This is a genomic window from Taibaiella helva, from assembly GCF_003545695.1.
GTDB classification, from domain to species: Bacteria; Bacteroidota; Bacteroidia; order Chitinophagales; family Chitinophagaceae; genus Taibaiella; species Taibaiella helva.
In genome coordinates, this window is sequence record NZ_QUZZ01000001.1 from 175,886 (window position 1) to 200,107 (window position 24,222).

17 protein-coding genes are annotated in these 24,222 nt (G+C 51.6%); 9 read left to right on the forward strand and 8 right to left on the reverse strand.

What is annotated here, in order from left to right:
* Positions 1–10: 10 nt before the first annotated feature.
* Positions 11–2,413 carry an alpha-ketoacid dehydrogenase subunit alpha/beta gene (locus DZC79_RS00755; RefSeq protein WP_118949638.1) on the reverse strand — a complete coding sequence of 801 codons (2,403 nt, stop codon included), beginning with the start codon at positions 2,411–2,413 and terminating at the stop codon, positions 11–13.
* A gap of 285 nt (positions 2,414–2,698) precedes the next feature.
* On the opposite strand from DZC79_RS00755, the gene pafA reads away from it, so the two are divergent.
* The gene (pafA, locus tag DZC79_RS00760; protein ID WP_118949639.1) at positions 2,699–4,336 is read left to right on the forward strand and encodes an alkaline phosphatase PafA; all 1,638 of its coding nucleotides are present in this window, start codon (positions 2,699–2,701) and stop codon (positions 4,334–4,336) included.
* Positions 4,337–4,343: 7 nt separating this feature from the next.
* On the opposite strand, the gene DZC79_RS00765 is transcribed toward pafA, so the two are convergent.
* From DZC79_RS00765 to DZC79_RS00775, 3 genes are all read right to left on the reverse strand, one after another.
* Positions 4,344–6,284: a tetratricopeptide repeat-containing sensor histidine kinase gene (locus DZC79_RS00765; RefSeq protein WP_118949640.1), complete on the reverse strand. Its 1,941-nt coding sequence runs from the start codon at positions 6,282–6,284 to the stop codon at positions 4,344–4,346.
* A 246-nt stretch (positions 6,285–6,530) separates the two neighbouring features.
* Positions 6,531–9,356 (reverse strand): excinuclease ABC subunit UvrA, encoded by a 2,826-nt coding sequence (gene uvrA, locus DZC79_RS00770; protein ID WP_118949641.1) that lies wholly within the window; start codon positions 9,354–9,356, stop codon positions 6,531–6,533.
* A 120-nt stretch (positions 9,357–9,476) separates the two neighbouring features.
* A complete protein-coding gene (locus DZC79_RS00775; protein ID WP_118949642.1) occupies positions 9,477–9,779 on the reverse strand; it encodes a hypothetical protein in 303 nt (100 codons plus the stop codon).
* A gap of 387 nt (positions 9,780–10,166) precedes the next feature.
* On the opposite strand from DZC79_RS00775, the gene DZC79_RS00780 reads away from it, so the two are divergent.
* From DZC79_RS00780 to trpS, 3 genes are all read left to right on the forward strand, one after another.
* Positions 10,167–10,454, forward strand: coding sequence for a hypothetical protein (locus DZC79_RS00780; RefSeq protein WP_157976836.1), 288 nt, complete (start codon positions 10,167–10,169; stop codon positions 10,452–10,454).
* Positions 10,455–10,749: 295 nt separating this feature from the next.
* On the forward strand, positions 10,750–12,780 hold the full coding sequence (locus tag DZC79_RS00785) for a hypothetical protein (RefSeq protein ID WP_118949644.1): 2,031 nt from the start codon (positions 10,750–10,752) through the stop codon (positions 12,778–12,780).
* 88 nt (positions 12,781–12,868) lie between these two features.
* Positions 12,869–13,870 (forward strand): tryptophan--tRNA ligase, encoded by a 1,002-nt coding sequence (gene trpS, locus DZC79_RS00790; protein WP_118949645.1) that lies wholly within the window; start codon positions 12,869–12,871, stop codon positions 13,868–13,870.
* Positions 13,871–13,919: 49 nt separating this feature from the next.
* Here the strand turns inward: trpS and dusB are convergent, their stop codons facing one another.
* Positions 13,920–14,915 carry a tRNA dihydrouridine synthase DusB gene (gene dusB, locus DZC79_RS00795; protein ID WP_118949646.1) on the reverse strand — a complete coding sequence of 332 codons (996 nt, stop codon included), beginning with the start codon at positions 14,913–14,915 and terminating at the stop codon, positions 13,920–13,922.
* Between the two features lie 152 nt (positions 14,916–15,067).
* Here dusB and DZC79_RS00800 point away from each other — a divergent pair, with 152 nt between their 5' ends.
* The 5 genes from DZC79_RS00800 to rnc all read left to right on the forward strand — a co-directional run bounded on the left by DZC79_RS00800 (position 15,068) and on the right by rnc (position 19,719).
* Complete coding sequence (locus DZC79_RS00800) at positions 15,068–15,784, forward strand: DUF3575 domain-containing protein (RefSeq protein ID WP_118949647.1); 717 nt, start codon at positions 15,068–15,070, stop codon at positions 15,782–15,784.
* Positions 15,785–15,871: 87 nt separating this feature from the next.
* Positions 15,872–17,266, forward strand: a complete 1,395-nt coding sequence (gene fumC, locus DZC79_RS00805) for a class II fumarate hydratase (RefSeq protein ID WP_118949648.1) — start codon at positions 15,872–15,874, stop codon at positions 17,264–17,266.
* Between the two features lie 174 nt (positions 17,267–17,440).
* Positions 17,441–17,677 (forward strand): acyl carrier protein, encoded by a 237-nt coding sequence (locus DZC79_RS00810; RefSeq protein WP_106520856.1) that lies wholly within the window; start codon positions 17,441–17,443, stop codon positions 17,675–17,677.
* A 42-nt stretch (positions 17,678–17,719) separates the two neighbouring features.
* The gene (gene fabF, locus DZC79_RS00815) at positions 17,720–18,979 is read left to right on the forward strand and encodes a beta-ketoacyl-ACP synthase II (protein WP_118949649.1); all 1,260 of its coding nucleotides are present in this window, start codon (positions 17,720–17,722) and stop codon (positions 18,977–18,979) included.
* A gap of 5 nt (positions 18,980–18,984) precedes the next feature.
* Positions 18,985–19,719 (forward strand): ribonuclease III, encoded by a 735-nt coding sequence (gene rnc, locus DZC79_RS00820; RefSeq protein WP_232831724.1) that lies wholly within the window; start codon positions 18,985–18,987, stop codon positions 19,717–19,719.
* A gap of 109 nt (positions 19,720–19,828) precedes the next feature.
* On the opposite strand, the gene prmA is transcribed toward rnc, so the two are convergent.
* The 3 genes from prmA to DZC79_RS00835 all read right to left on the reverse strand — a co-directional run bounded on the left by prmA (position 19,829) and on the right by DZC79_RS00835 (position 24,200).
* Positions 19,829–20,644, reverse strand: a complete 816-nt coding sequence (prmA, locus tag DZC79_RS00825; RefSeq protein ID WP_118949650.1) for a 50S ribosomal protein L11 methyltransferase — start codon at positions 20,642–20,644, stop codon at positions 19,829–19,831.
* Between the two features lie 122 nt (positions 20,645–20,766).
* On the reverse strand, positions 20,767–22,947 hold the full coding sequence (locus DZC79_RS00830; RefSeq protein WP_118949651.1) for an OmpA family protein: 2,181 nt from the start codon (positions 22,945–22,947) through the stop codon (positions 20,767–20,769).
* Positions 22,948–23,144: 197 nt separating this feature from the next.
* Positions 23,145–24,200, reverse strand: a complete 1,056-nt coding sequence (locus tag DZC79_RS00835) for a PorP/SprF family type IX secretion system membrane protein (protein ID WP_118949652.1) — start codon at positions 24,198–24,200, stop codon at positions 23,145–23,147.
* Positions 24,201–24,222: the final 22 nt, after the last annotated feature.

Below are 24,222 nucleotides of genomic sequence, written 5' to 3' on the forward strand. Positions count from 1 at the left end.
ATGGTATGTTTTACTCTGCCATCATCTCTTCGATCACCGCGGCAATATCTTCGGCATTGGGCTTGGAGAAATAATCGCCGTCGGTAGCATAAGCCGGGCGGTGGGCTTTCGCAGCAATGGTGCGCGGCGCCACATCGAGCCAGCGATAGCCGCCCTGGAGCTCCATCACCTGCTGGAACATATAGGCAGAAGCGCCGCCGGGCACATCTTCGTCTACGAACAGGATGCGGTTGGTCTTTTTCAGGGATTCCACAATGCGGTGCGTGGTATCGAAAGGCAGCAGGGTCTGCACATCGATCAGCTCGCAGCTGATGCCCTGGGGTGCCAGGTACAACTCGATCGCTTCCTGGATCACGCGGAGGGTAGAGCCGTAAGAAACAATGGTAATGTCCTCTCCTTCCTGCAATATCTCCGGTACGCCGAAGGGTACGGTAAAGTCAAACAGGTTGTCGGGCATTTTCTCCTTAAGGCGGTAGCCGTTAAGGCACTCCACCACTACGGCAGGCTCATCGCTTTGCAGCAGGGTATTGTACATACCGGCAGCCTGCACCATATTGCGAGGTACACAGATATTGATACCCCTGAGCGCATTGATGATCATGCCCATGGGCGAGCCGCTATGCCAGATACCTTCCAGCCTGTGGCCGCGCGTACGGATAATAAGCGGACACTTCTGCCCACCGCGGGTACGGTAGTGCATGGTGGCCACATCGTCGCTGAGGGTCTGCACGCCATAGAGGAGGTAATCGAGATACTGGATCTCGGTAATGGGCCGCAGACCGCGCATGGCCATGCCCAGTCCCTGGCCCACGATAGTCGCTTCGCGGATACCGGTATCGGAGATGCGCAGCTCTCCGTGCTTTTCCTGCAGGCCGGCAAAACCCTGGTTGACATCACCGATCTTGCCCACGTCTTCACCGAAGGCAAATACCGCAGGATTGGTGCTGAAGGTATGATCAAAGAATTTGTTGAGGATTTCGAAGCCGTTGAGTTGGGGGCTGTCGGCCGAAAACTGCGGCGCTACCACCTTTACCTTGCTTACGGCCTGGGCCGATGTGGAGTGCAGGCCCGAGTTGAACTTATCGGCGGCATCGGCCTTCAGCTGGTCGTAATAGTTGCGAAGGCTACGCGAAGCCTGGCTGTTGCCGCCCGACAGCTTGAGTATCCGTTGGGTGGTGCGCAGCACATCTTTGCGGATGGGCTCCTTAATGGCGCTCAGCTCCTGGATCAGCGCTGCGATCTGCTGCGCATTGCTGCCGCCCTCGTATACCAGCTGCTGGCCCAGGGTGCTCAGCTGCTGTATCTGCTCTTTAATGGGCGCCAGGAACTTGTTCCAGGCATCCTGCTTGCAGGTACGGGCATAGTCTTTGGCTTTTTCTTCTACAGCAACCAGCTCTTCTTCATTGGCAATGGCATTTTCCAGGATAAACTCACGCAGCTTTTTCACGCAGTCCATTTCCTTTTCCCATTCGAGGCGCTCACGGCTCTTGTAGCGCTCGTGCGAGCCGGAAGTGGAGTGGCCCTGCGGCTGTGTCACCTCCTGGATATGGAAGAGGGCGGGGATGTGGTGCTCCCGTACACGGGCAATCCCTTTCTGGAAAGTATCGACAAGGGCGGCATAGTCCCAGCCTTTTACGCGATAGATCTCTACGCCGCTATCCAGCTTCTCGTCATATTGCAGGCCCGACAAGGCTTCGGAGATCGAGTTCTTGGTCGTTTGGTAAGCGCGGGGTACCGAAATACCGTAGCCATCGTCCCATACGCACACGGCGAGCGGCACTTTCAGCACACCGGCCGCATTCAGGGTTTCCCAGAAAGGGCCTTCGCTGGTAGAGGCATCGCCTATGGTACAAAAGCTTACTTCGTTACCATTATGAGAAAACTGCTCAAAGCCGGTTTTCAGGCTGTCGGCATTGCGATAGAGCTTGGAGGCGTAGGCAATACCCAACGCACGCACCATCTGGCCGGCAGTGGGTGAAATATCGCTGGTAGAGTGGGGCTGCGTGGTCAGGTCTTTCCAGGCGCCTTTTTCATCGAGCCAGCGCGTACCGTAGTGACCGTTCATCATTCGGCCGCCGGAAGCAGGTTCCTCCTGGATATCGGGATTGGCATAGAGCTGAGCAAAAAACTGCTCCACGGTGCTCATGCCGGTTGCAAACATCAATGTCTGATCGCGGTAATATCCCGAACGGATATCGCCGGGTTTAAAGGTCTTGGCCACCGCGATCTGCGCCAGCTCCTTACCATCGCCAAAGATGCCGAATTTCGCTTTTCCGGTCAGCACTTCCTTCCGGCCGATCAGGCTGGCTTCCCTGCTGGTCACCGCCAGTTCGTAGTCTTGCAGCACCTCCTCTTTAAATTCCTCGAAAGATAGTTTCCCGTTAGCAACTACATTGTTTTGGGTAGCATCCATACTTACATCATTTATTAAACAAAGGTAACATTTACAGGGGATAAGCCCAAATGAGGCCGTATGCGGAACGACTAAAGTGCTGCTCTGAACCAGAACCGGCAAAGCCCCGGGCTGTTAACTACTGCAGAATATTTTGATGCTCCGGACAGCTAAATACCTGGAACATAGTCTTCAAAGGGATCAGGAAACAAAAACGTAACATTAATTGGTTTTCTTTGCAATAAAATCCGGGAACACCCCCCTGTCCTTATCCCGACGACTTCCCGGACAGACCAATATTTTAGTATGAAGAAACTGTTTGCCTTCACCGCGATGCTCCTGGCTGCCGCACAGCCCTCTTTTGCACAAACCGCTCCCGCCCGTACCCTGAGCCGCCCGAAGCTGGTGGTCGGCGTGGTCGTGGACCAGATGCGCTGGGATTATCTTTACCGTTTTTACGACCGTTATGGGAACGCCGGCTTCAAACGGCTGATGAATGAAGGCTTCAATTGCCAGAATACGAAGATCAGCTACCTACCTTCCTTTACGGCGCCGGGCCATACCTGCATCTATACCGGCGCTGTGCCCGCGCTGCATGGCATTGTAGCTAATGAATGGGTCGATATCCGCAGCAACCGCGAATGGTACTGCACCGAAGATACGACCGTGACCAGCGTAGGCGGCGGCAAAGCAGGACTGATGAGCCCCCGCAACCTGCTGGCTTCCACCATTACCGATGAGCTCAGGCTGGCGACCAATTTCCGTTCCCGCACTTTCGGTGTCTCGATCAAGGACCGCGGTGCGATACTGCCGGCCGGGCATGCCGCCAATGCTGCCTACTGGTACGATGGTGAAAATGGTAACTTTATCAGCAGCAGCTTTTACCTGCAGCAACTGCCGAAATGGGTGCAGGATTTTAACCAAAGAAATATCTGCGACAGCCTCATGAAGCTGGACTGGAATACGCTGTATCCTATCGCTTCCTATGTGCAAAGCACGGCCGACGACAATAGCTATGAAGGGGCAGCCAAAGGCGAAAGCCGCCCGGTTTTCCCCCATAAGACCTCGTTGGCTATTGGCAAAAGCAAGGACGCGATCCGCTCCACGCCTTACGGCAATACTATTACCCGGCTGATGGCGCAGGCCTGCATCGATGGCGAACGCCTGGGTCAGCAGGGCACGACCGACTTCCTCGCGGTAAGCTTTTCCAGCACCGACTATGTAGGGCATCAATATGCGCCCAACTCCATAGAGATTGAAGATACTTATCTCCGCTTTGACCATGAGCTTGAGCTGCTGCTTAGCTACCTGGATACCAAAGTAGGCAAAGGCAATTACACGCTGTTCCTCACCGCAGACCATGGCGGGGCACATAATCCTACTTTCCTCAACGACCATCATATGCCTGGCAAATCGCTGCCGCTGGCTAAGGTCAACAAGGAGCTGAACCGTTTCCTGGAAAAGAAATATGGAGACACTTCCCTGGTCAGTTCGCTGATGAATTACCAGGTATACCTTAATGAGCAAGCCATCGCGACACACCACCTGGACCGTGAAGCTGTAAGGGCTGAGATCATCAGCTGGTTCCGGGTGCAGGATGGTGTTACCAATGTGATCGACCTGGAGCATCCCGAGAAAAGCGTGGTGCCCGAGCCGGTGAAGAGCATGGTGACCAACGGCTATTATCCCAACCGTTGTGGTACTATACAGATCATTCTCGATCCCGCCTGGTTCAGCGGCTATGGCGCTACCGGCACCACACATGGCAGCTGGAACCCTTACGATGTGCATATTCCCCTGTTGTGGTACGGCTGGGGCATCAAAAAAGGAGAGACTTTCCGGACGACGCACATGACCGATATCTCGGCTACACTGGCAGCGCTGCTGCATATACAGGCGCCTAATGCCTGCGTGGGTGAGGTGATCGAAGAGGTGCGGCGGTAAGCGCCGTTCAGGCGCTCTTCGTATGGATATCTATTACCACGGAGGTTCCCTTACCGGGGGCGGTATCGATCGTAAGGCTGCCGCCAAGGCTTTTTACCCGGCTCCTGATACTGTCAAGCCCCAGGCCTTTGCGCGACGGTTCTGCGCTAAGGTCAAATCCCCTGCCGTCGTCTTCTACGGTTACGGAAAGCAGGTCGTCTGTGTACGATAGCTGTACCAGTATGGAAGAAGCGCCGGCATGCTTTTCCGCATTATGTACCAGTTCCTGTATGATGCGGTAGATGCCCAGCAAATAGAATTGGGGAAGCCTTTCAAAGGGGCCGAAAGCTTGCAGGGATATCGTGAAAGGCTTATTACGACCCACATATTCGCAGAAGGTGGCCACTGCTTTGGGAAGGTCTTTTTCTATCAGGGCCTGCGGCATCATGTTGTGCGCGGTAAACCGCAGGTCTGCGCTAATCTCATCGAGCAGCTGTGCGGTGCTTTGCACCACCTGTGCCGATGCTGCATCCTGGTGTTTCAGCAGACCCAGGTTGATCCGGGCTGCCGAGGTCATAGCGCCCAGGCCGTCATGCAGCTCGCGGGCAATACGGATGCGTTCCTGCGCTTCACCTTGTATCGTGGCTTTAAGGTTCTCGATCTGTGCGATCTGTTCCATATCGTGCAGCCGGGCTTGCAGTAGCTTCTGCCGTGAACGGTAACGGCTTCTGAACAGCAGGAGCAGCAGGCAAAGCCCGGCGATTCCGCCTATGAAGATCGCCAGCCAGGTATTTCGCGAAGCCAGGGCTTTCTCCTGCCGGGCAATCATCAGCCGTTTGCTGATCAGCTCCTTTTCTTTCTCCGCAGTGCGGTAATCCAACTCTAGCTGGTTAATATTGTCAACCGTTGCGCGGCCTTCCAGTTTGTGGTCAAGCACGATGTAGTCCCAGGCAAACTGATAGCCTTTTTTGAAATCGTTCAGATCCGCATACAGGCGCGACAGGTCCCGATAGGCTTCCCTAAGAGCTACGCTGTCCCTTTTGTCCAGGGCGTTTTGATAGCTCTGCAGGACAAGCGGGCGAGCTTTTTGCGGCCAGCCCATTTCCATATAAGCCATAGCTAACGAGATGTTGAGCCGCTCGCGCGCGGCCATGGACAGATAAGCTGCTTTTTCCCTGGCCTCGTACAGGTAGTGCAAGGCGCTGTCGGGGGCTCCGGTCTTGAGAAAATAATCGCCGATATTGATCAGCGCGACACACTCATTGTCGATGCGGCAGGACGACCGGCTAAACATAACCGCACGCCGGAAACAAAGCAGGCTGCTGTCATGCTGACCGGTTTGGGCATAGCTTGTGCCTTTATTGTTTTCCAGGGTACTCATCAGGTAAAAGTTCCGGTACCGGAATGCCATCTGCTCGGCCTGCTCCAGGTAGTGCCGTATGGTAGCCGGCGGCCGGCCGATGGTTGCCAGTATGGCCGCTACATTGCTGTAGATATAATCCACATTCATATCGGGATAATCGCGTGCGGCGATATCCAGCGCCTTGAGCTGGAATTTCAGTCCTTCCTCATAGGCGCCCTTGCTAAGATAGATATTGCCGGTCTGGCTCAGCAAGCGGGGCATCTCCTCTTGTCCCCTGGCCGTTCTGTCAAATTCGGTCATCGCCGCCGACAGCAGGCCGATCGCCGTATCGTAATGGCTCATCCGGTTCAGCAGCAGCGCTTGGTACATTCTGGTTTTGCCCAGGCCATAGGAAAAACCGAGTGTCCGGCTGCGCACTTCATACTGTGCCAGCTCTACCAGCCCGCTGTCGGGAACATTGACCGTTTCGAGCCATACGGTGTCCAGCATAGCCGTTAGCATAGCCGTATCCATCGCTGCGACATTCCGCTTTACCTGCGCGGCTGCGGGGAGCAGATAAAAAAGAAAGGCCAGCAGGGACAGTAGTTTCAGGGTATGATGTTTCATTGTATCGTTTTAAGGAATAGTGTGCCATAATGATCCGGCGCCGGGACTTGGTGATAAGGCAACAACGCACCTATAATACCCCTGTTTATTCCCGTAGTACTATTGCAATGCAACAATATAAAAATACGGAATCCGAAGGTTGATCCTGCTTTAATATAAAATGGTCCTGAGAAATGGCTTCGGAGCGCAAAGAATAACAAAAAGCGTCTGCCTGATGGCAGACGCTTTTTGTTATTCTTTGCTTTTCTACAATTCCAGCTTCAGGTATTCACCTGTATGGCTGCCTTCACAACGGGCAACATCTTCGGGCGTGCCGGTGCAGAGTATGGTACCGCCGCCGCTGCCGCCTTCGGGGCCGAGGTCGATCACATAATCGGCAACCTTGACCATGTCCAGGTTGTGCTCGATCACCAGCACGGTGTTGCCGCGCTCCACCAGCCGGTTCAATACCGCCAGCAGGTGCTTGATGTCTTCAAAGTGCAGGCCGGTGGTCGGCTCGTCCAGGATGTAAATGGTTTGGCCGGTATCTTTTTTGGAAAGCTCAGTCGCCAGCTTGACCCTTTGGGCCTCGCCACCGCTCAGGGTTACAGCGCTTTGTCCCAGTGTAATATAGCCGAGGCCGACTTCGTTCAGTGTCCTGATCTTCCGGTGCAGCGAAGGAATATTGATGAAGAATTCGGTGGCTTCCTCAACTGTCATATTCAGGATATCGGAGATGGACTTGCCTTTGTACCGTATTTCGAGGGTTTCCCTGTTGTAGCGGCGGCCGTTACATTTTTCGCAGGGCACATATACATCGGGCAGGAAATTCATTTCGATCACTTTCATCCCGCCGCCCTGGCAGGTTTCGCAGCGCCCGCCCTTTACATTGAAAGAGAAGCGCCCGGCGTTGTAGCCCCTGATCTTGGCTTCAGGTACCTGCGCCATCAGCTGGCGGATATCGGTAAAGAAGCCGCAATAGGTGGCGGGGTTGCTCCTGGGTGTCCGCCCGATGGGGCTTTGATCGATCTCGATCACCTTGTCGACATGCTCCAGGCCTTCGATTTTTTTGTAAGGCATGGGCTGCATTTTAGACGCGGGAAAGCAATGCCTGGAAAGAATGGGATAGAGCGTCTCGTTGATGAGCGTGCTTTTGCCGCTGCCCGACACCCCGGTGATGCAGGTAAAGGTACCCAGTGGTAAAGTGATGCTTACATTTTTAAGATTGTTGCCCGTAGCGCCTTTCAGCACGAGCTTCTTCCCGTTGCCTTTGCGGCGCTGCTCAGGTATCGCAATGCGGTCTTTGTTGTTAAGGTAACGCGCGGTGACACTGTCGCTTTTCAGCACCTCTTTAGGAGTACCTTCCGAAACAATTCGCCCGCCGTGGAAGCCTGCTGCCGGGCCCATATCGATCAGGTAATCGGCGGCCAGCATAATGTCTTTATCGTGCTCCACCACCAGCACGGAGTTGCCGCCGTCGCGCAGGTTTTTGAGCGCGTTGATGAGGCGGTGGTTATCCCTCTGGTGCAGGCCAATGGAAGGCTCGTCGAGGATGTAAGTGATGCCCACCAGCTGTGAGCCGATCTGGGTGGCGAGGCGTATACGCTGGCTTTCGCCGCCGCTGAGCGTGCGCGTAGGACGGTTGAGCGAAAGATAATGCAGGCCTACTTCAAGCAGGAAGCTTAAGCGGTCCCGTATCTCTACCAGTATGTCTTTGGCGATCACCTGGTGTTTTTTGCTCAGCTTTTTCTCGATATCCTTAAAAGCATCAAAGAGCCCGGATAAGGACAGAGTAGCGTATTCAGCAATGTTGTGCCCGGCTACCTTAAACCATAAGCTTTCCTTTTTCAGACGCGTACCCCCGCATTCGGGACAGTCGTCCAGCACCATGAACTGCTCGGCCCAGTCGCGCACATAGTCGGAAGTCGATTCGGCAAACCAGCGCATCATCATGTTCAGCACCCCTTCAAATTCGGCGCCGTCGAGCAGATAGCTGTATTCTGCATTTTCATCCTGCTGGTAGGTGATAATCCCTTCCGCGTTGCCGTACAGGAGCAGGTTAAGCTGCTGCTCCGAAAGGTCTTTGATCGCTTTGTTCAGCGGTACCTTGTTCTTTTTGGCAAAGGCTTCGGCCTGCTGCCAGCTGCCGGCTTCCCTCTTTTCGCCTAGCGGAGCAATGCCGCCTTCTATAATCGTCTTGCTCTTGTCGGGCAATACCTCTTCCATGCTGATACGGTGCACTACGCCCAGGCCTTTGCAGGAAGGGCAGGCGCCGTAAGGCGAGTTGAAGGAGAACGTGTTGGGCGAAGGGTCTTCGTATGAGAGGCCGCTTTCGGCGTCCATAAGGTGCTTGCTGTACTGGTGCAGCTTCCCGCTTTCGTGATCTTGGACAAACAGTAATCCTTTGCCCAGCTGCAGCGCCTTTTGTAGGCTCTGGCTCATCCGGGGCATGTCGGCATCCGTTACTTCGAGGCGATCGATCACCAGCTCGATATCGTGTATCTTATAGCGGTCGACCTGCATCTTCTCTTTCAGCTCTTCGATCTTACCGTCGATACGCACCCTTACATAGCCCTGCTTGCGTAGCTGCTCAAACAGCTCGCGGTAGTGGCCTTTACGGCCGCGTACAATAGGCGCCAGCAGCACGATCTTCTTTTTGTTCAGGGTTTCCCTGATATGTGCGGCGATTTCTTCTTCGGAGAAACGCTGCATCTCTTTACCGTTCTCGTAGCTGTAGGCGATACCGATACGGGCAAAGAGCAGGCGCATGAAATCGTACACCTCAGTAACAGTACCTACCGTAGAGCGGGGGTTACGATTGGTGGTCTTCTGCTCGATGGAGATCACCGGCGACAGGCCTGTGATCTTATCCACATCGGGCCGCTCCAGGTCGCCCATAAATTGCCGGGCATAGGCCGAAAAGCTTTCCATATAGCGGCGCTGGCCTTCGGCGTAGATCGTATCGAAGGCCAGGGATGATTTGCCGCTACCGCTGAGGCCGGTAATCACCACGAGCTTGTTTTTGGGTATATGGGCGTCGATGTTCTTCAGGTTGTGTACACGCGCGCCGTAAACTTCTATATTGTCGGACATAAAGATTGTTGGGAAATGTGGCGCAGTCAGCCGTGCAGGCTGCTGCTTCAGGATTGCGAATTTACGTTATCCGCAGCGAATCTGCCCAATTCACAAATAGGGGAAATCGATAATGTCCGCTCAGGAGATAACGTTCAGCGAAAACAGCAATGCGGTGAGAAAAAGAAGGCCCAGGCCGCAGAGAAAGATGATATCCGCAACATTTTCCAGGTGCTGGCTTCGCTTCAGGCTGCCCCTTATCGAAAGGAAGGAAAGGATGCAGCTGGCCATAAAGAGCAAAGTGGCGCCGCTGGTAAACTCGTCGATCAGTGTCCGTTGCGATACCCGCAGCAGCTTCAGCGAGGTAAGAACAACGAAGCAAAGCCCCAATAGGTTGGAAGAGGCATTGAGAATGTGCGGGGATTTTGGATTTTCTTCTGCCATAGTTTCGTTAGAGGCTTAAAATTATTGAAAGAATACCCGTAACGCTATAAAAGGTACGCAAAATCACAATTCTTTAAAGAAGCCTATAAATATTCCCGGTGTTCATGATTCCATATAGATTAGCCAATAAACCAATCTATCTCAGAAACTCTTTTACGCTGACTTATCGTGCTAGGATACACACGCGCAGTATAGTCTTACTGAAAGCAATGCCCGGGCCTGGCTCCGGCGCCGATGTAAATTGCAATAACAGGACAAATAGCGCGTTTAGCCGTAACGGACAAAAATGTATATATGTATAGTTATATATTTTATAATAATAATAAACTGATTTTGTATGTTATTAATGGTACGATATTGTTGGCGATTTCTATCAAAACGGATAGAATGAAACATTTAAGACAACTTTTTCTGGCTGTATTACCTGTATTCGTACTGGCCATCCTGGCATCGTGCGAAAAAACTTTAGAAACCCATAAAGTAAAGTTTAAGGCAGAAGCCTCTTTTGGCGCCAGATTGACTAAGATCGCCTATACCAATGAGATGGGCGACATGAATACCTCTTATTTTATCGACAACAGGTTTAGTGCCACCGAAGAGCAGTACATCCCGTGGTCGGTTGGTGTGGTTAACCTCCAGCTACCGGAACAGGGGGGAGCGGATCTTCCGGCATAAAATTGCAAATTTGGGTGGACGATCAGCTGGTAAAAGAAATTGTAAGCACGGGTACGCCCTTATCTGCCAGTGCCAGCTATTCATTTAAGTAATTCAAAGGGTAAAAATGGGAAGAGTCTGGTGTGCAAGCCGGGCTTTTTGCTGTTGGGCCAGGCTTATGGTAAGCCAAATGGCTTTATTGTGAAAAGGAAACGCAATCAGTTCATATTTCCCCTACAGAGTCAAGGTGGGATAAGCCTGGAGGTGCAGGCTATGCTTTGGAGGGCATTTTATTTCAAAATCTTTACTTTGCAGCATGATGTCTACGCTGAGGAGAAAAAGCCGGAGCTACGATATGCAGGTTTTGGTACAGGAAATAAAGAGCACCACCGACACCAACCGGTACAGCACTTTATTTATCGAGCTGATCGCCGCGCTTCGTCCCGGGCGTAACCAGCCGGCTGCTGCACCGCTTGAAGCATTGCTGGCGCTATTGGCCCAGGACCGGCAGCTCGTGCCAGCCCTGCAGCAGATGTTTGTTTACCTGTTCAATACCCGCGACAGTCAAAGTATTTTTACCAATGTAGGCATCCTTTCTTCCGGCACTTTCTTTTCCGAAATGTTCCGGCAGCTGCGGCACCGCATCTTACCGCCACTGCCTGAGAAGCGCAGCATGAACTATTTGCTGGAGCGTGCTTTCTACAAAAAAAGGGACTATAAATGGGTGCGTGAGATCCCCGATGAGCTTTGGATCCGTTTCTTCCAGATCGCTGCCGGGGGGCTGGAAAAAGCAGATACGCCTTTCCGGCAGTATCTTGTCAATACCCTTACCATATTATCTTACCGGGTATCATATCTGGGGTTGGAAGACGAGCTGAGCCAGGCTTTGAAATCGGAAACGGAGGTTATTACTCCCTTTATTGAACAGAACAGGAAGCTGCTGGCCTTTACGCATCTGGTGAAATCGGGAACGGGATCGGAAGCTTACCTGCAATCCAGCGCGCAGGATGTGATCGATCAGCTGAATGCCTGCGAGGAGATCATCGGTAATATAAGAGCGCAGACCGGTAAGCACGGGACCAGCCTGGGACAGTCGTACCTGCTGCTGCGTACGGCGCAGCAGCTAAAGCGGATGTTCATTATTGTCCGCTTCCTTACACCGGGCGCTCTACCGGAGCATACCCTGCGCAATTCCGTGGTCTTGTTTGAAGATGTGATCGAAAGCATCAATAAGCGCTACAGCATTTCCGATCTCTACCGGAAAAATGCCGATATGCTGGCTTACCAGATCGCCGAGCATAAAAGCGCTTCAGGAGAGCACTACATTACGACTACGCGATCGGAGTATACCGGATTTTTTTACTCGGCTGCTGCGGGCGGTGTGATCATCGCTTTTGCCGCGCTGGTCAAAGCATTGCTGCATAAAGTGCATATGCCGATGTTCTGGCAGTATTTCTTTTACGGCTTCAACTATGCCATCGCTTTTGTGGCCTTGTTTCTGACCGGTGCTTCGCTGGCGACCAAGCAGCCGACGATGACAGCTTCGGCCCTTGCCGGCTCGCTCGACACACGCAAGGGCGGGGTATCCTTCCAGGGGCTTGCACTCACCTTCGGTAAAGTATGGCGCAGCCAGTTTGCTTCTTTTGCAGGCAACCTTGTTGTCGTATTTCCCTTGGCCTACCTGTTGTCGGTGGGTTGGGAATTCCTGACCGGAACCCCTTTATTGCATGATAAACAGGAAGCGCTCCAGTCTTTACGGGATCAGAACCCATTGACCAGCCTGGCCTGGTTATATGCCGGCATTACCGGTATCTGCCTGTTCTCCAGCGGCATTATCACCGGCTATGTGGACAATAAGGTGATCTATGGCAACCTGGGTATACGCATTAAGGAGCACCAGGGACTGCGGCGGCTCTTTAAAGGAAGCACGCTGAATGGTGTCTCCGATTTCGTGATCCATAACCTCGGCGGTATTATGGGTAATGTTGCATTGGGCTTTATGCTGGGCTATGCCAAGCTGGTTGGCGAGTTTTTTGGTATCCCTTTCGATATACGCCACATCACGATCTCTACTGCTTATTTTGCTTTCGGTGTGGATGGCCTGGAGAACCATCTCAGCGCTTACGACTGGATATGGACCACCATAGGTGTGATCGGTATCGGCTTCTTTAATTTCCTCATCAGCTTCTCGCTGGCCTTTTATGTTGCTGTACGCTCCCGTGGTGTTGCATTGTCCCGGCTACCTCTGGCAGGAAAGCTGATCTGGAAATACCTGGTAAAGTTTCCGCAGGATTTCATCTATCCGCCGAAAGGAGAGCGGAAAGAGAGTGATGTCTTCGGGAGCTAGCCTTGCTGCGCTGCTGCGGAAGCTGATCATCCTGTGATACCCTGGTGTGGGATAAAAATTAGAGGGCATTCCTTAATTTTGCAGCCTTATGGCAAACAAAGAGATCGTGGTCAGCGGCATCCGCTCCACCGGCTATTTACATCTGGGCAATTACTTCGGCGCTATTCATAATTATGTGAAGATGCAGGAAGATTACAACTGCTATTTTTTCGTAGCAGATTATCACTCCCTTACCACGCATCCCGATCCGAAGGATCTTAAGGCCAATGTTTTCCGCGTAGCGGCAGAGAATATCGCCAGTGGTCTTGATCCTGATAAAGTGGCTTTGTATGCGCAAAGCGATATTCCTGAAATTCCCGAGCTATACCTGATGCTCAACATGCTTTCCTATAAAGGTGAGCTGGAAAAGGTCCCCACTTTCAAGGATAAAGTACGGCTGAATCCCGACAACGTTAATGCCGGCCTGCTTACATACCCTGTACTGATGGCTGCCGATATTCTTATTCACAATGCCGTGAAAGTGCCGGTGGGTAAAGACCAGGAGCAGCACCTGGAGATGGCGCGCAATTTTGCACAGCGCTTCAACAGCCGCTATGGCGAAGTATTTGCCGAGCCGCACGTGTTCCGCTTCGATGAAAATACCGTAAAGATCATGAGCCTCGACGGTAACGGCAAGATGAGCAAAAGCGAGAACGTTAATGCAACCATCTATCTGAACGATGATGAGGATACGATCCGTAAAAAGATTATGAAAGCCAAGACTGATTCCGGTCCTACGGAACCTAATAGCGAAATGCCCGATTATATCCGGAATATCTTTCAGCTGATGCAACTGGTATCGGCCGCATCTACTTACGATACCTTCCTGGGTGCTTACAATAACTGTTCGATTCGCTATGGCGATATGAAAAAGCAGCTGGCTGAAGATATGGCCGCCTTTGTCCGGCCGATCAGGGAAAGAGCTGCCGATCTGCAGCAGGATGAAGATCAGCTACGAAGGATACTGAAGAACGGCGCCGAGAAGGCACGCGAAAGCGCTTCGAAAACCATAGCGATGGCAAGGAAAGCGATAGGGATCCATTATTATTAATCTATTTTCTTCTTTCGTCTCTCCTTCAACTCTTATAGCGTTTCAAACGCTATAAGAGTTGAAGGAGAGAAAGCTGCTCTTCCTGCAGGCGTGCCAGGATTGTTTCTATCTCCGCCAGGCTATCGCTGTTTACCAGCTTCATGCGGTATTCCTTTACATTGGGCAGGCCTTTAAGGTAAGACGCATAGTGGCGGCGCATTTCCAACAGGCCCAGCTTTTCACCTTTCCATGCTACCGAACGCAGCAGATGCCGGCGACAGATATCGATCCTTTCTTCAACCGTTGGCAGAGCCAGGTGCTCACCTGTCTTCACATAATGCTTGATCTCCCTGAAGATCCAGGGATAGCCGATAGCCGCCCGGCCGATCATAATACCATCTACCCCATAACGGTTCTTGTACTCCAGGGCTTTTTCCGGTGTATCCACGTCGCCGTTACCGAAGATGGGAATATGAATACGGGGGTTCTCTTTTACCCTGGCAATAAGTGTCCAGTCGGCTTCACCTTTATACATCTGTACGCGGGTGCGGCCATGTATGGATAAAGCCTGTATGCCAATGTCCTGTAGGCGCTCGGCCACCTCTTCGATATTCTTGGATTCCTCGTCCCAGCCCAGGCGGGTTTTTACCGTCACGGGCAAGCTGGTGGATTTCACTACGGCTTCCGTGAGCTTGATCATTTTGGGTACGTCTTTCAGGATACCGGCTCCGGCACCCTTACAGACAACTTTTTTCACCGGGCAGCCATAGTTGATATCGATCAGGTCGGGCTGGGTAGCATCCACGATACGGGCGGCCATTTCCATGGCTTCTTCGTCACCACCAAAGATCTGGATACCTATGGGGCGTTCATAGTCGAAGATGTCCAGTTTCTGCCGGCTTTTGATTGCATCCCGGATGAGGCCTTCTGAGGAGATGAATTCTGTATACATCAGGTCCACGCCCTGCTCTTTACACACGGCACGGAAAGGCGGATCGCTTACATCTTCCATGGGCGCCAGCAGCAGCGGGAAATCCGGCAGTTCTATTTTACCAATCTTCACCATACCCTTTGTTTGAGGGCTGCAAAGTTACAAATTAAAATTTTATTGCTTCTCCAAGGCCTCCCGGTCGACCGTCTTTGATGGTCAATATTTTATGCGCCGTTATGTTCGTATTCGTTATTGCGGTGTTCTATCTTGTTGGCAAATAATAACGAATGGCCCGTCCTGTCACCCTTGTGCTATCGTTGTTGCTCTTGCCGCATTTACTCTCTGCACAGCCGAAGCACCCGGCGGGCAATGCCCGTAAAGGGTACCGCGGCGAGCGCTGGACGCTGAGCAACTGTGCCGCGTTGAAAATAACGCCCAGCTCCTGGGCCGATCCTTATGGCGCGCTTTTTCCTGTAGGATTCGAATATTATTTTGGCGAAAAATTCGGACTGGGCTTCGACATCGGCCTTCCTATATTCTATGTGCTGGGCAATACCATGGGCAAACAGCACAAGACACTGAACAGCGACATCAGGTTCCGCGCAGAGGTCCGGCAGTATTTTCGCCTGAGAGAGCGATGCCGCTTGTATTACGGTGCCGAGCTGTTTTACCGCTATCAAAACCTGGAGCTGAATAACGGTGACCTGCACTATATGGATGGCGCCATATATACTTATGATCATATTAGAGGTGAGAAGTACAGCTATGGCGCCGGCGTATTCCTGGGGTATGTCCGGAAGCTGTCGGAGCATTTGCTGCTGGAAGGCCATATCGGGCTGGGGCTGCGTATGGTAAGAATGGAAACGGATATCAATACCCGGACCCTCGTTCCGCGGATGGAAAGCCATTTTTCTTCACTGGTACCCCCCAACGAAGACCGTATCGGCGACAGGGACCTTAACCTGCACCTGCCTTTTGCGATTAAAATCGCTTACTTGTTTTAACAAAGGAAATCTTCAATATCTTTGCGCCCGAAATGGAAAATCGGGCGGCTTCCGTTTGCCCGTCAGCTAACCTCAAAATCTGATATTATGTCCTTTCGTATTGAAAAAGACACCATGGGTGAAGTGCAGGTTCCTGTGGATGCCTATTACGGCGCACAAACACAGCGTTCTGTCGATAACTTTAAGATCGCCCAGGACATCAACCGGATGCCCAAAGAGATTATCCAGGCCTTTGCCTATCTGAAGAAGGCGGCTGCGCTGACCAACACCGACCTGGGTGTATTGCCCGCCGAAAAATCGGCCCTTATCGGTAAGGCCTGCGACGAGATCCTGGATCATAAGCTGGATAAAGAATTTCCCCTGGTGGTATGGCAAACCGGCTCCGGTACCCAATCCAATATGAATGTGAACGAGGTGATCGCCTATCGCGCCCATGTGCTCAACGGCGGTCAGCTTACCGATAAAGACAAATTCGTCCATCCCAACGACGATGTGAATAAATCGCAGTCGTCCAACGATACCTTCCCTACCGCGATGCACATTGCTGCCTATAAAATGCTGGTCGAAGTAACGATCCCCGGCATCAAGAAGCTGCGCGATACGCTCGATGCCAAAGCCAAAGCGTACATGCATGTGGTAAAGATCGGCCGCACCCACTTTATGGACGCGACGCCGCTTACCCTGGGCCAGGAGATCAGCGGGTATGTGTCCCAGCTGGATCACGGCCTGCGGGCAATCCACAATTCGCTGCCACACCTGAGCGAGCTGGCCCTGGGCGGCACTGCCGTGGGCACCGGCATCAACACGCCCAAAGGATATGCCGAAGCAGTGGCAAAAAAGATCGCTGAACTTACCGGCCTGCCTTTTGTTACAGCAGAGAATAAGTTTGAGTCCCTGGCGGCACATGACGCGATCGTTGAAGCCCATGGCGCGTTGAAGACCGTAGCGGTAAGCCTGATGAAGATCGCCAATGACGTGCGCATGCTGAGCTCGGGCCCCCGTGCCGGTATCGGTGAGATCCACATCCCGGACAATGAGCCGGGTTCCTCAATCATGCCTGGTAAGGTGAATCCTACCCAGTGCGAGGCCCTGACGATGATCGCTGCCCAGGTAATGGGCAATGACGTAGCCATCAGCGTAGGTGGCGCCAGCGGTCATTTTGAGCTGAATGTGTTTAAGCCGGTAATGATCTACAATTTCCTGCACAGCGCCCGCCTGATCGGCGACGGCTGTGTTTCATTTAACGATAAATGCGCTGCAGGCATCGAGCCGATAGAGAAGAATATCGAAGCCCATGTGAACAACTCGCTGATGCTGGTTACTGCATTGAATACCAAGATCGGTTATTACAAAGCTGCCGAGATTGCACAGACCGCGCACAAGCAAGGTAAGACCCTTAAACAGACCGCTGTAGAGCTGGGCTATCTTACCGCCGAAGAGTTCGATCAATGGGTAGTGCCGAAAGACATGGTCGGCATGTGACACATTGCAGCTAAGCCGCTGCCAGGAAGGATTTCCTGCTATTAGTTGTTTTTCATTAAAGGACAGGCCGCCGCCGGCGGAGGGGGCTCTGTTTTATTCGTTATCCGCTAAAAAACATTTCTTTGTTTTACTAAAAAGTATATTTTTGCACCATTAACTTAAATTGCAAACATTATGTCCGAAATTGCTAATCGCGTAAAGAAAATCATCGTTGACAAATTAGGCGTTGACGAATCAGAAGTAACTCCTGAAGCTAGTTTCACCAACGATCTTGGAGCGGATTCATTGGATACAGTAGAGCTGATGATGGAATTCGAAAAAGAATTCAACATCTCTATTCCCGATGATCAGGCAGAAAATATCGGTAGCGTAGGTCAGGCTATTGCCTATCTGGAAGAACACGTGAAGTAATTATCCCCCCGATTAAGCATCTCAGTAATCTAATTAGTTTAAATGAACGTAACGTTAAAACGAGTAGTTGTAACGGGACTCGGCGCCCTAACTCCCATTGGTAATACCGTAAGTGAATACTGGAACGCGCTCATCAATGGCGTTTCGGGCGCCGACTTCATTAAACAGTTTGATGCTGAGAAATTTAAGACCAAGTTTGCCTGCGAATTGAAGAATTTCAATGTAGATAACTACATGGAAAAAAAAGAGTCTAAAAGGCTCGACCGCTTTTCGCAGATTGCTATGGTGGCTGCTACAGAAGCCATTCAGCAGGCTAAGCTGGACGATCCTTCCCTCGATAAGGATCGTATCGGCGTTATCTGGTCTTCCGGTATCGGTGGCATGATCACCTTTATCGAAGAAATGACCAATTACAATGCCGGCGACGGCACACCGAGGTTCAACCCCTTCTTCATTCCCAAGCTGATCCTCGACATTGCTTCCGGCCATATTTCCATGAAGTACGGCTTTCGCGGTCCCAACTTTGCCACGGTAAGCGCCTGCGCCTCTTCCACTCACGGCATGATCGATGCGCTCACCTATATCCGTTTGGGAAAGGCTGACGCGATTGTTGCCGGAGGATCTGAAGCTGTAGTTACCCAGTCGGGCATCGGCGGCTTCAATGCAATGAAAGCGCTCTCCGAGCGGAACGACGATCCTAAAACCGCCAGCCGCCCCTTCGATCTCGACCGGGATGGCTTTGTGCTGGGAGAAGGTGGCGCCTGTGTTATCCTGGAAGAGTACGAGTATGCCAAACGTCGCGGAGCCAATATCATCTGCGAAATAGTAGGCGGTGGTATGAGCGCCGATGCTTACCACCTTACCGCGCCGCATCCGGAAGGCCTGGGCGTGATCAACGTGATGAACTATGCCCTGGAAGATGCGCAGCTGAAGACGACAGACATCGATTATATCAATGTGCATGGTACGTCTACACCAATAGGGGATATCGCCGAGATTACTGCCATCCAGAAGGTATTCGGCGAGCACGCCTATAACATGAACATCAGCTCTACCAAGTCGATGACCGGCCACCTGCTGGGTGCTGCCGGCGCTATCGAGGCTGTAGCTACCATCCTGGCGGTAAAGAACAACATTGTTCCCCCGACCATCAACCATTTCACCGACGATCCGGCATTTGACCCGAGATTGAATCTTACTTTCAGCAAAGCGCAGCAACGTACCGTAAATGCTGCGATCAGTAATACATTCGGTTTTGGCGGCCATAATGCATCCGTGATCTTCAAAAAAATCGAAGCGTAGCAGCATTGAGCCTTTCGAAAAATATTTTCACCCGTTTTTCAGAAGAAGACAAAGCACTTCAGAAAGCGCTCAAGAATATTCTGGGCTTTAAGCCGGGATACCTGCAATATTACATCTCCGCTATTACCCACAGGTCCCAGAGCGATGTGGTCGCCAATAATAACGAGCGCCTGGAATACCTGGGCGACGCTTTCATCGGCTCTATCGTAGGCGAATACCTGTTTAAAAAATATCCCACCCGCCACGAAGGCTATCTTACCGAAATGCGGTCCAAGATCGTAAGCCGGGCCTCGCTCAACGAGATCGCGCTGCGGATGGGCCTGCAGAAAATCGTACGTTTCAACAAGAACGATAAGATGCTGCGCCGCAGCCATATCTTCGGCAATGCCCTGGAAGCGCTGGTTGGCGCTATTTATCTCGATGCCGGCTTTGAAAAGACCCGCCGGTTCATCCTGAAGCGCATGCTGGCTACTTACATTGATATCGAGGAGCTGGAAATAACAGAGTACAACTTTAAGAACAAGCTGTACACCTGGGCGCAGCGGAGCGGAAAGCACCTGGACTTTGTTACCTTGAGCGAAAAGATCGAGGCCGGCCGTAAAGTATTTACCGTAGCGATCGAAGTAGATGGTGAGCCCTTCATGACCGCATCCGGCTATACCAAAAAAGAAGCGGGGCAAATGGCGGCGCAAAAAGCCATCGAAAAAGTAGAAGCCGAGCACCTGGATAAAGACAATTGATGTGTCCCTTTCTTCCCTGGTAATTTTCAATCCCTCTAAGTACGTACCCTTTCGATAAGGCGGGGAAACAGCCGGCAGAGCTGCCGTTCTGCTGGCCGCGATCTATTGGCTAGGCCTTGCAATACTGCATACATGCCCAGTTCCTGTCGGCTTGCTCTTTCTGATAAGTGAATCCCTGGGCCTTTGCTGCCTCCGCTATAACCGCTGTATCCTCCGGTAAAATACCACTCAGCAGCAATATGCCGCCAGGGCGCAGCAAGGCTGCCATGCGATCCATATAGGCCAGCAGGATATGCCGGTTGATATTGGCCAGGATGATATCAAAAGTCGCCGATGCCGGCAGCGTATCAGCCAGTCGTACGTCAACCCTGGTCGCATGGTTACGGGTACAATTTTCCTGCGCATTCTCAAAAGACCATTCATCATTATCGATGGCCAGCACGCTTTCGGCGCCCAGCATTTCAGCCAGTATCGCCAGTATACCGGTGCCGGTACCAAAGTCGAACACTTCCTTACCTTTCATATCCAGCTCCCGCATGAAGGTCATCATAAGGGCTGTGGTGGCATGATGTCCCGTGCCGAACGACATTTTCGGGGTAATGACAATATCATAGGCAACATGCTCCGGGCGGGGATGGAAGTCGGCGCGTACGCTGCAGAAGCCATCAATGATCACCGGCTGAAAGTTCTTTTCCCATTCCTCGTTCCAGTTGCGCTGGGCTACCTGTTCTGCGTCGAAGCTAAGCTGCAGGTTTTCGGCAATCTCTTCTACCGCCGGTTGGTCATAGTGCGCTTCGTCGGCATAAGCGATCAGCAACGCGTCTGTTTCCTCAAAGCCGGTAAAGTCCAGCGCCGACAGCAGGGCCATTAATGTCTCTCTGCGGTCCTGGTCGGTTACCGGGAAGGAAAGCTTGATATGATTCATGGCGCAAAAGTAAGCATCGCAGCAAGGCTTTCCAACAATTGCTGTAAACGCAGGCCTGAGCTGAAATAAAAGAGCGCCCCGCAGTACAGGGCGCTCTTCGCTATCGGTAATTAAGTTGTTGATTAATTCACACGGCTGCCGGGATTGCCGAATTGTGAATCGGCATCTGAAGGCTCCTGCTCTTCAGTGCCTTCGCCCTGCTGCAGGTTTTTCTCCTGTTCGCCTATGTTACCAGGCTTGGTACTGTCATAGATCGTACGGCGGGTAGGCACGTCGGTCATGATGCGGAAAGTAGTGCGACGGTTTTGCTGGCGGCCATCAGGATTATCTTTTCCTTTGGCATCTGTATTGGGCGCTACAGGATTTTTTTCTCCCATGCCTTGTGCAGAAAGCCTGCTGCGGTCAATACCGTTACGAACCAGGTAGTTCACCACAGACTCGGCCCTTTGCTGGGAAAGATTTACATTGTATGCATCAGTACCCTTGCTGTCGGTATAAGAGAAGATCTTCACATCCAGGGAAGGATTGTTCTTCATCAGCTCGGTCAGCTTTTCCAGTGAAGCGGCAGACTCAGGACGCAGGCTTGCTTTATCATAATCGTACAGGATATTGGCCATTTCGTAATCTTTATTGATTGCGAAGCTGTCCACATAAATGGTTACGAATACGGTATCATCCGGATCCTGGCGCCTGATGCCTTCTGTGCTTACAGTAGCTTTGGTAGAAAGATAGCCGGCTTTATCGGCAGTCAGCACATAATTGTGGCCCCTGGCAGTCAGGAACTGGAATTGTCCGTCCTCGGAGTTATAGGTTTTCAGGTTTCCGGCCTCATCCACCATTTTCACTACTGACTGCGGTACGGGTTTCTGTGATTTCTGATCAAGCACCTTACCCATAGCATAGATCTTAGGCTCGTATTGGACACGCCAGATATCGTCGCAGCAGGTCGGGTTTTTCAAGGCTATAGAACCGATACGGTTACTTACTACATAAGCATCGGGTTTGCCTGCAGGGTCATTGATATAGTACAGCTCATCAGCTGAAGTATTGATAGGATAGCCCAGGTTGGTCAGGTTGGTATAGCGGGATGGACCACCATCGGCGGAGTAAATATCGAAGCCACCCATAGTTACCCAGCCATCGGATGAAAAGTACAGCTTGTTTACGCGGCTGTCATAATAAGGAGACGCTTCGTTGCCCTCGGTGTTGATTTGCTTACCGGCATTCTGGGGGCGACGGTAGGTCTTCTGGCGTGGGTCAAATACAGAATACCAGATATCGTATCCACCGCGGCTTTGTAAGGTACGGTTAGAAGAGAAGAAGAGCACTTCTTTTTTACCCACTTTAGCGATGAAGGGCTGTGTATTGGAAAATTCACCTTCATTAATGCCATTGCCCAGCAGCACGGGCTCTCCCCATTTCTCTTTTTCAAAGGTAGAGCAGAAGATACGGCAGGTCATTTCATTCTTGTCATTTTCCAGGCAACGGGTAAAATAAAAACGATCGCCTCCGGGGCTGAAGCAGCCGTTACCGGTATGATATTTGGCATCGTTGAAGCGACCATCAAGGAAGGCAAGGGGCCATTGGAAAGTGTCGCGTTCTTCGTGGCGCTTGAATTTATGGGAAACCATGAAGCGGGACACATAGTCGGCACGTTTTTCCTTACCTACTTCTACCTGGTTGTTGGATTTCATCGTTGCAAAAAGCAGCGCAGTATCTCCCAGGGGATAAGGCGACAGCTCAGTATATGCGGTATTTACATTGGGGCCCAGGTTCTTTACATTGGCCGGAATGGGATTATTTACAGAGTTCATCGCCATTTTACAGCCGTCGATCTCGCGCTGCGCCCTTTTCTTCAGCTTCTTGAAGGATTTGGGGTTATCGGTAATGAATTTCTGGAAACGGTTGATCGCTTCTTCGTATTTGCCCTGCATTTTCAGCATCTGGGCTTGTTTGTAAATAGCTTCAGGATATAAGGCGGAAGCCAAGGAATATACTTTACCGTAGTAATCTGCCGCCGGAACATAGTCACGCATGAACCACGCGCATTCCGCTGCCTGATAGTTCAGGTAGGGATTACGTGGTTGCTCCTGCAGCAGCTGGGCGTAGTAATCTGCGGCATTGTAATAGCTGCCCGATTTAAAAAGCCCGTCTGCCCAACGCAATTTCTTCTCATAACCCAGTTGGGTTACAGGATCGTTTGCTTTATTGCGGTATTTATCTTTTTGCGCCAAAGCATCGTTCTGTACAACGGCTGCCAGGATAATGGCTGAAAATAGATAGAGTAACGATTTGCGTCTCATGTGCGTGCAACGTTGATTAAATGATATTAAATTAAAAACCTGGGCTATAAAAGTAGAAATTGATTTATAAAAAACGAAGAACCTGCCAAATTTTTTTTAAAATTATCTGGCAGGCTCCTGTGAATTAGTTATGTTCTGTTTTACCACCCAATTATGTAGGAAACAAATAGAATTTTAAAGAGCCTTACAGTAAGAAATTAGAAACGTCCGCAGGGGTAGAGAAGCTTGCGGGCAAAGGCCAGCGGGCTGGGAGCGATGTAGCGAAGGGAGATCTCAAAACCACCGTTACCATCCGATGCATTCTTCAGATCGGAAGTGTTGTAGTCATAAGCCACACCTACACGGAAGCCTTTCCATTCAAGACCGGCAGTAACCATGATCGCATCTTCGTGGCGGTACCAGGCGCCAGCGAATACTGCCGGAGCAGTGGGCAGGTCATATTCATTACCTACTTTCAGGTTGAATTCGTTACCGGCAATGATCTCCATCGCTTTTTGCTGCGATTGCACCAGGACTGCGGGTTTCAGCGTAAAGCGGTCGCCCACGCCAATGATCGCGCCGAGCTGGCCGGTATAACGCATGCCCAGGCCTACATCGCGGGAAGCCTCACGGCGATCGAACGACTCAAGCGGCTGGTTGATATTATTGGCACCCACGCCGATCGTGAAGGAGAACTTCTCGCTCACCGCCTGTGCGTAGTTGATGCCGGCATTGATCACATAATTGCTGGTCTTGGTTGTCAGCCAGCCGAATTCAGCAGAAGTGCCCGGGTTGAGCATGCCCTCCTGGAACTCGTCGCCGAAATACAACCTGCTCAGATCAAGATTTTTTTGCGTATAGCCACCCTGTAAGCCCACGGTCAGCACCTTCTTGGCGTCCTGTCCCAGGAACTTGTGGTAAGCTACCGAAAGCAGGGCGGAAAAGTTGTTCAGGTTCCCGTCGCCTGCACGGTCGTTGTATAAAGATAAACCGCCGGCCAGGTAATCGTCAACGGAAATGTCACGGATGATAGGCATATCTACGGAAACGGCATAGGTTTTGAATGCAGCTGCGCCCACCACGCTACGCCACTGATCGCGATAAATAGCCGATGCGCGTACTTCGCCGTTAAAGGCTCCGGTATTTGCAGGGTTCAGCAAAAGTGGCGAAGCATCGAATTGTGTAAAGTGGACATCCTGAGCTTGAGCGCTTCCTGTGTTGAGCATTGCTGCTGCAATCAGGCCAACGCCCGCAATCGTAATTCTACACTTCATAATTTGTTTGTTAAGCTGTTTA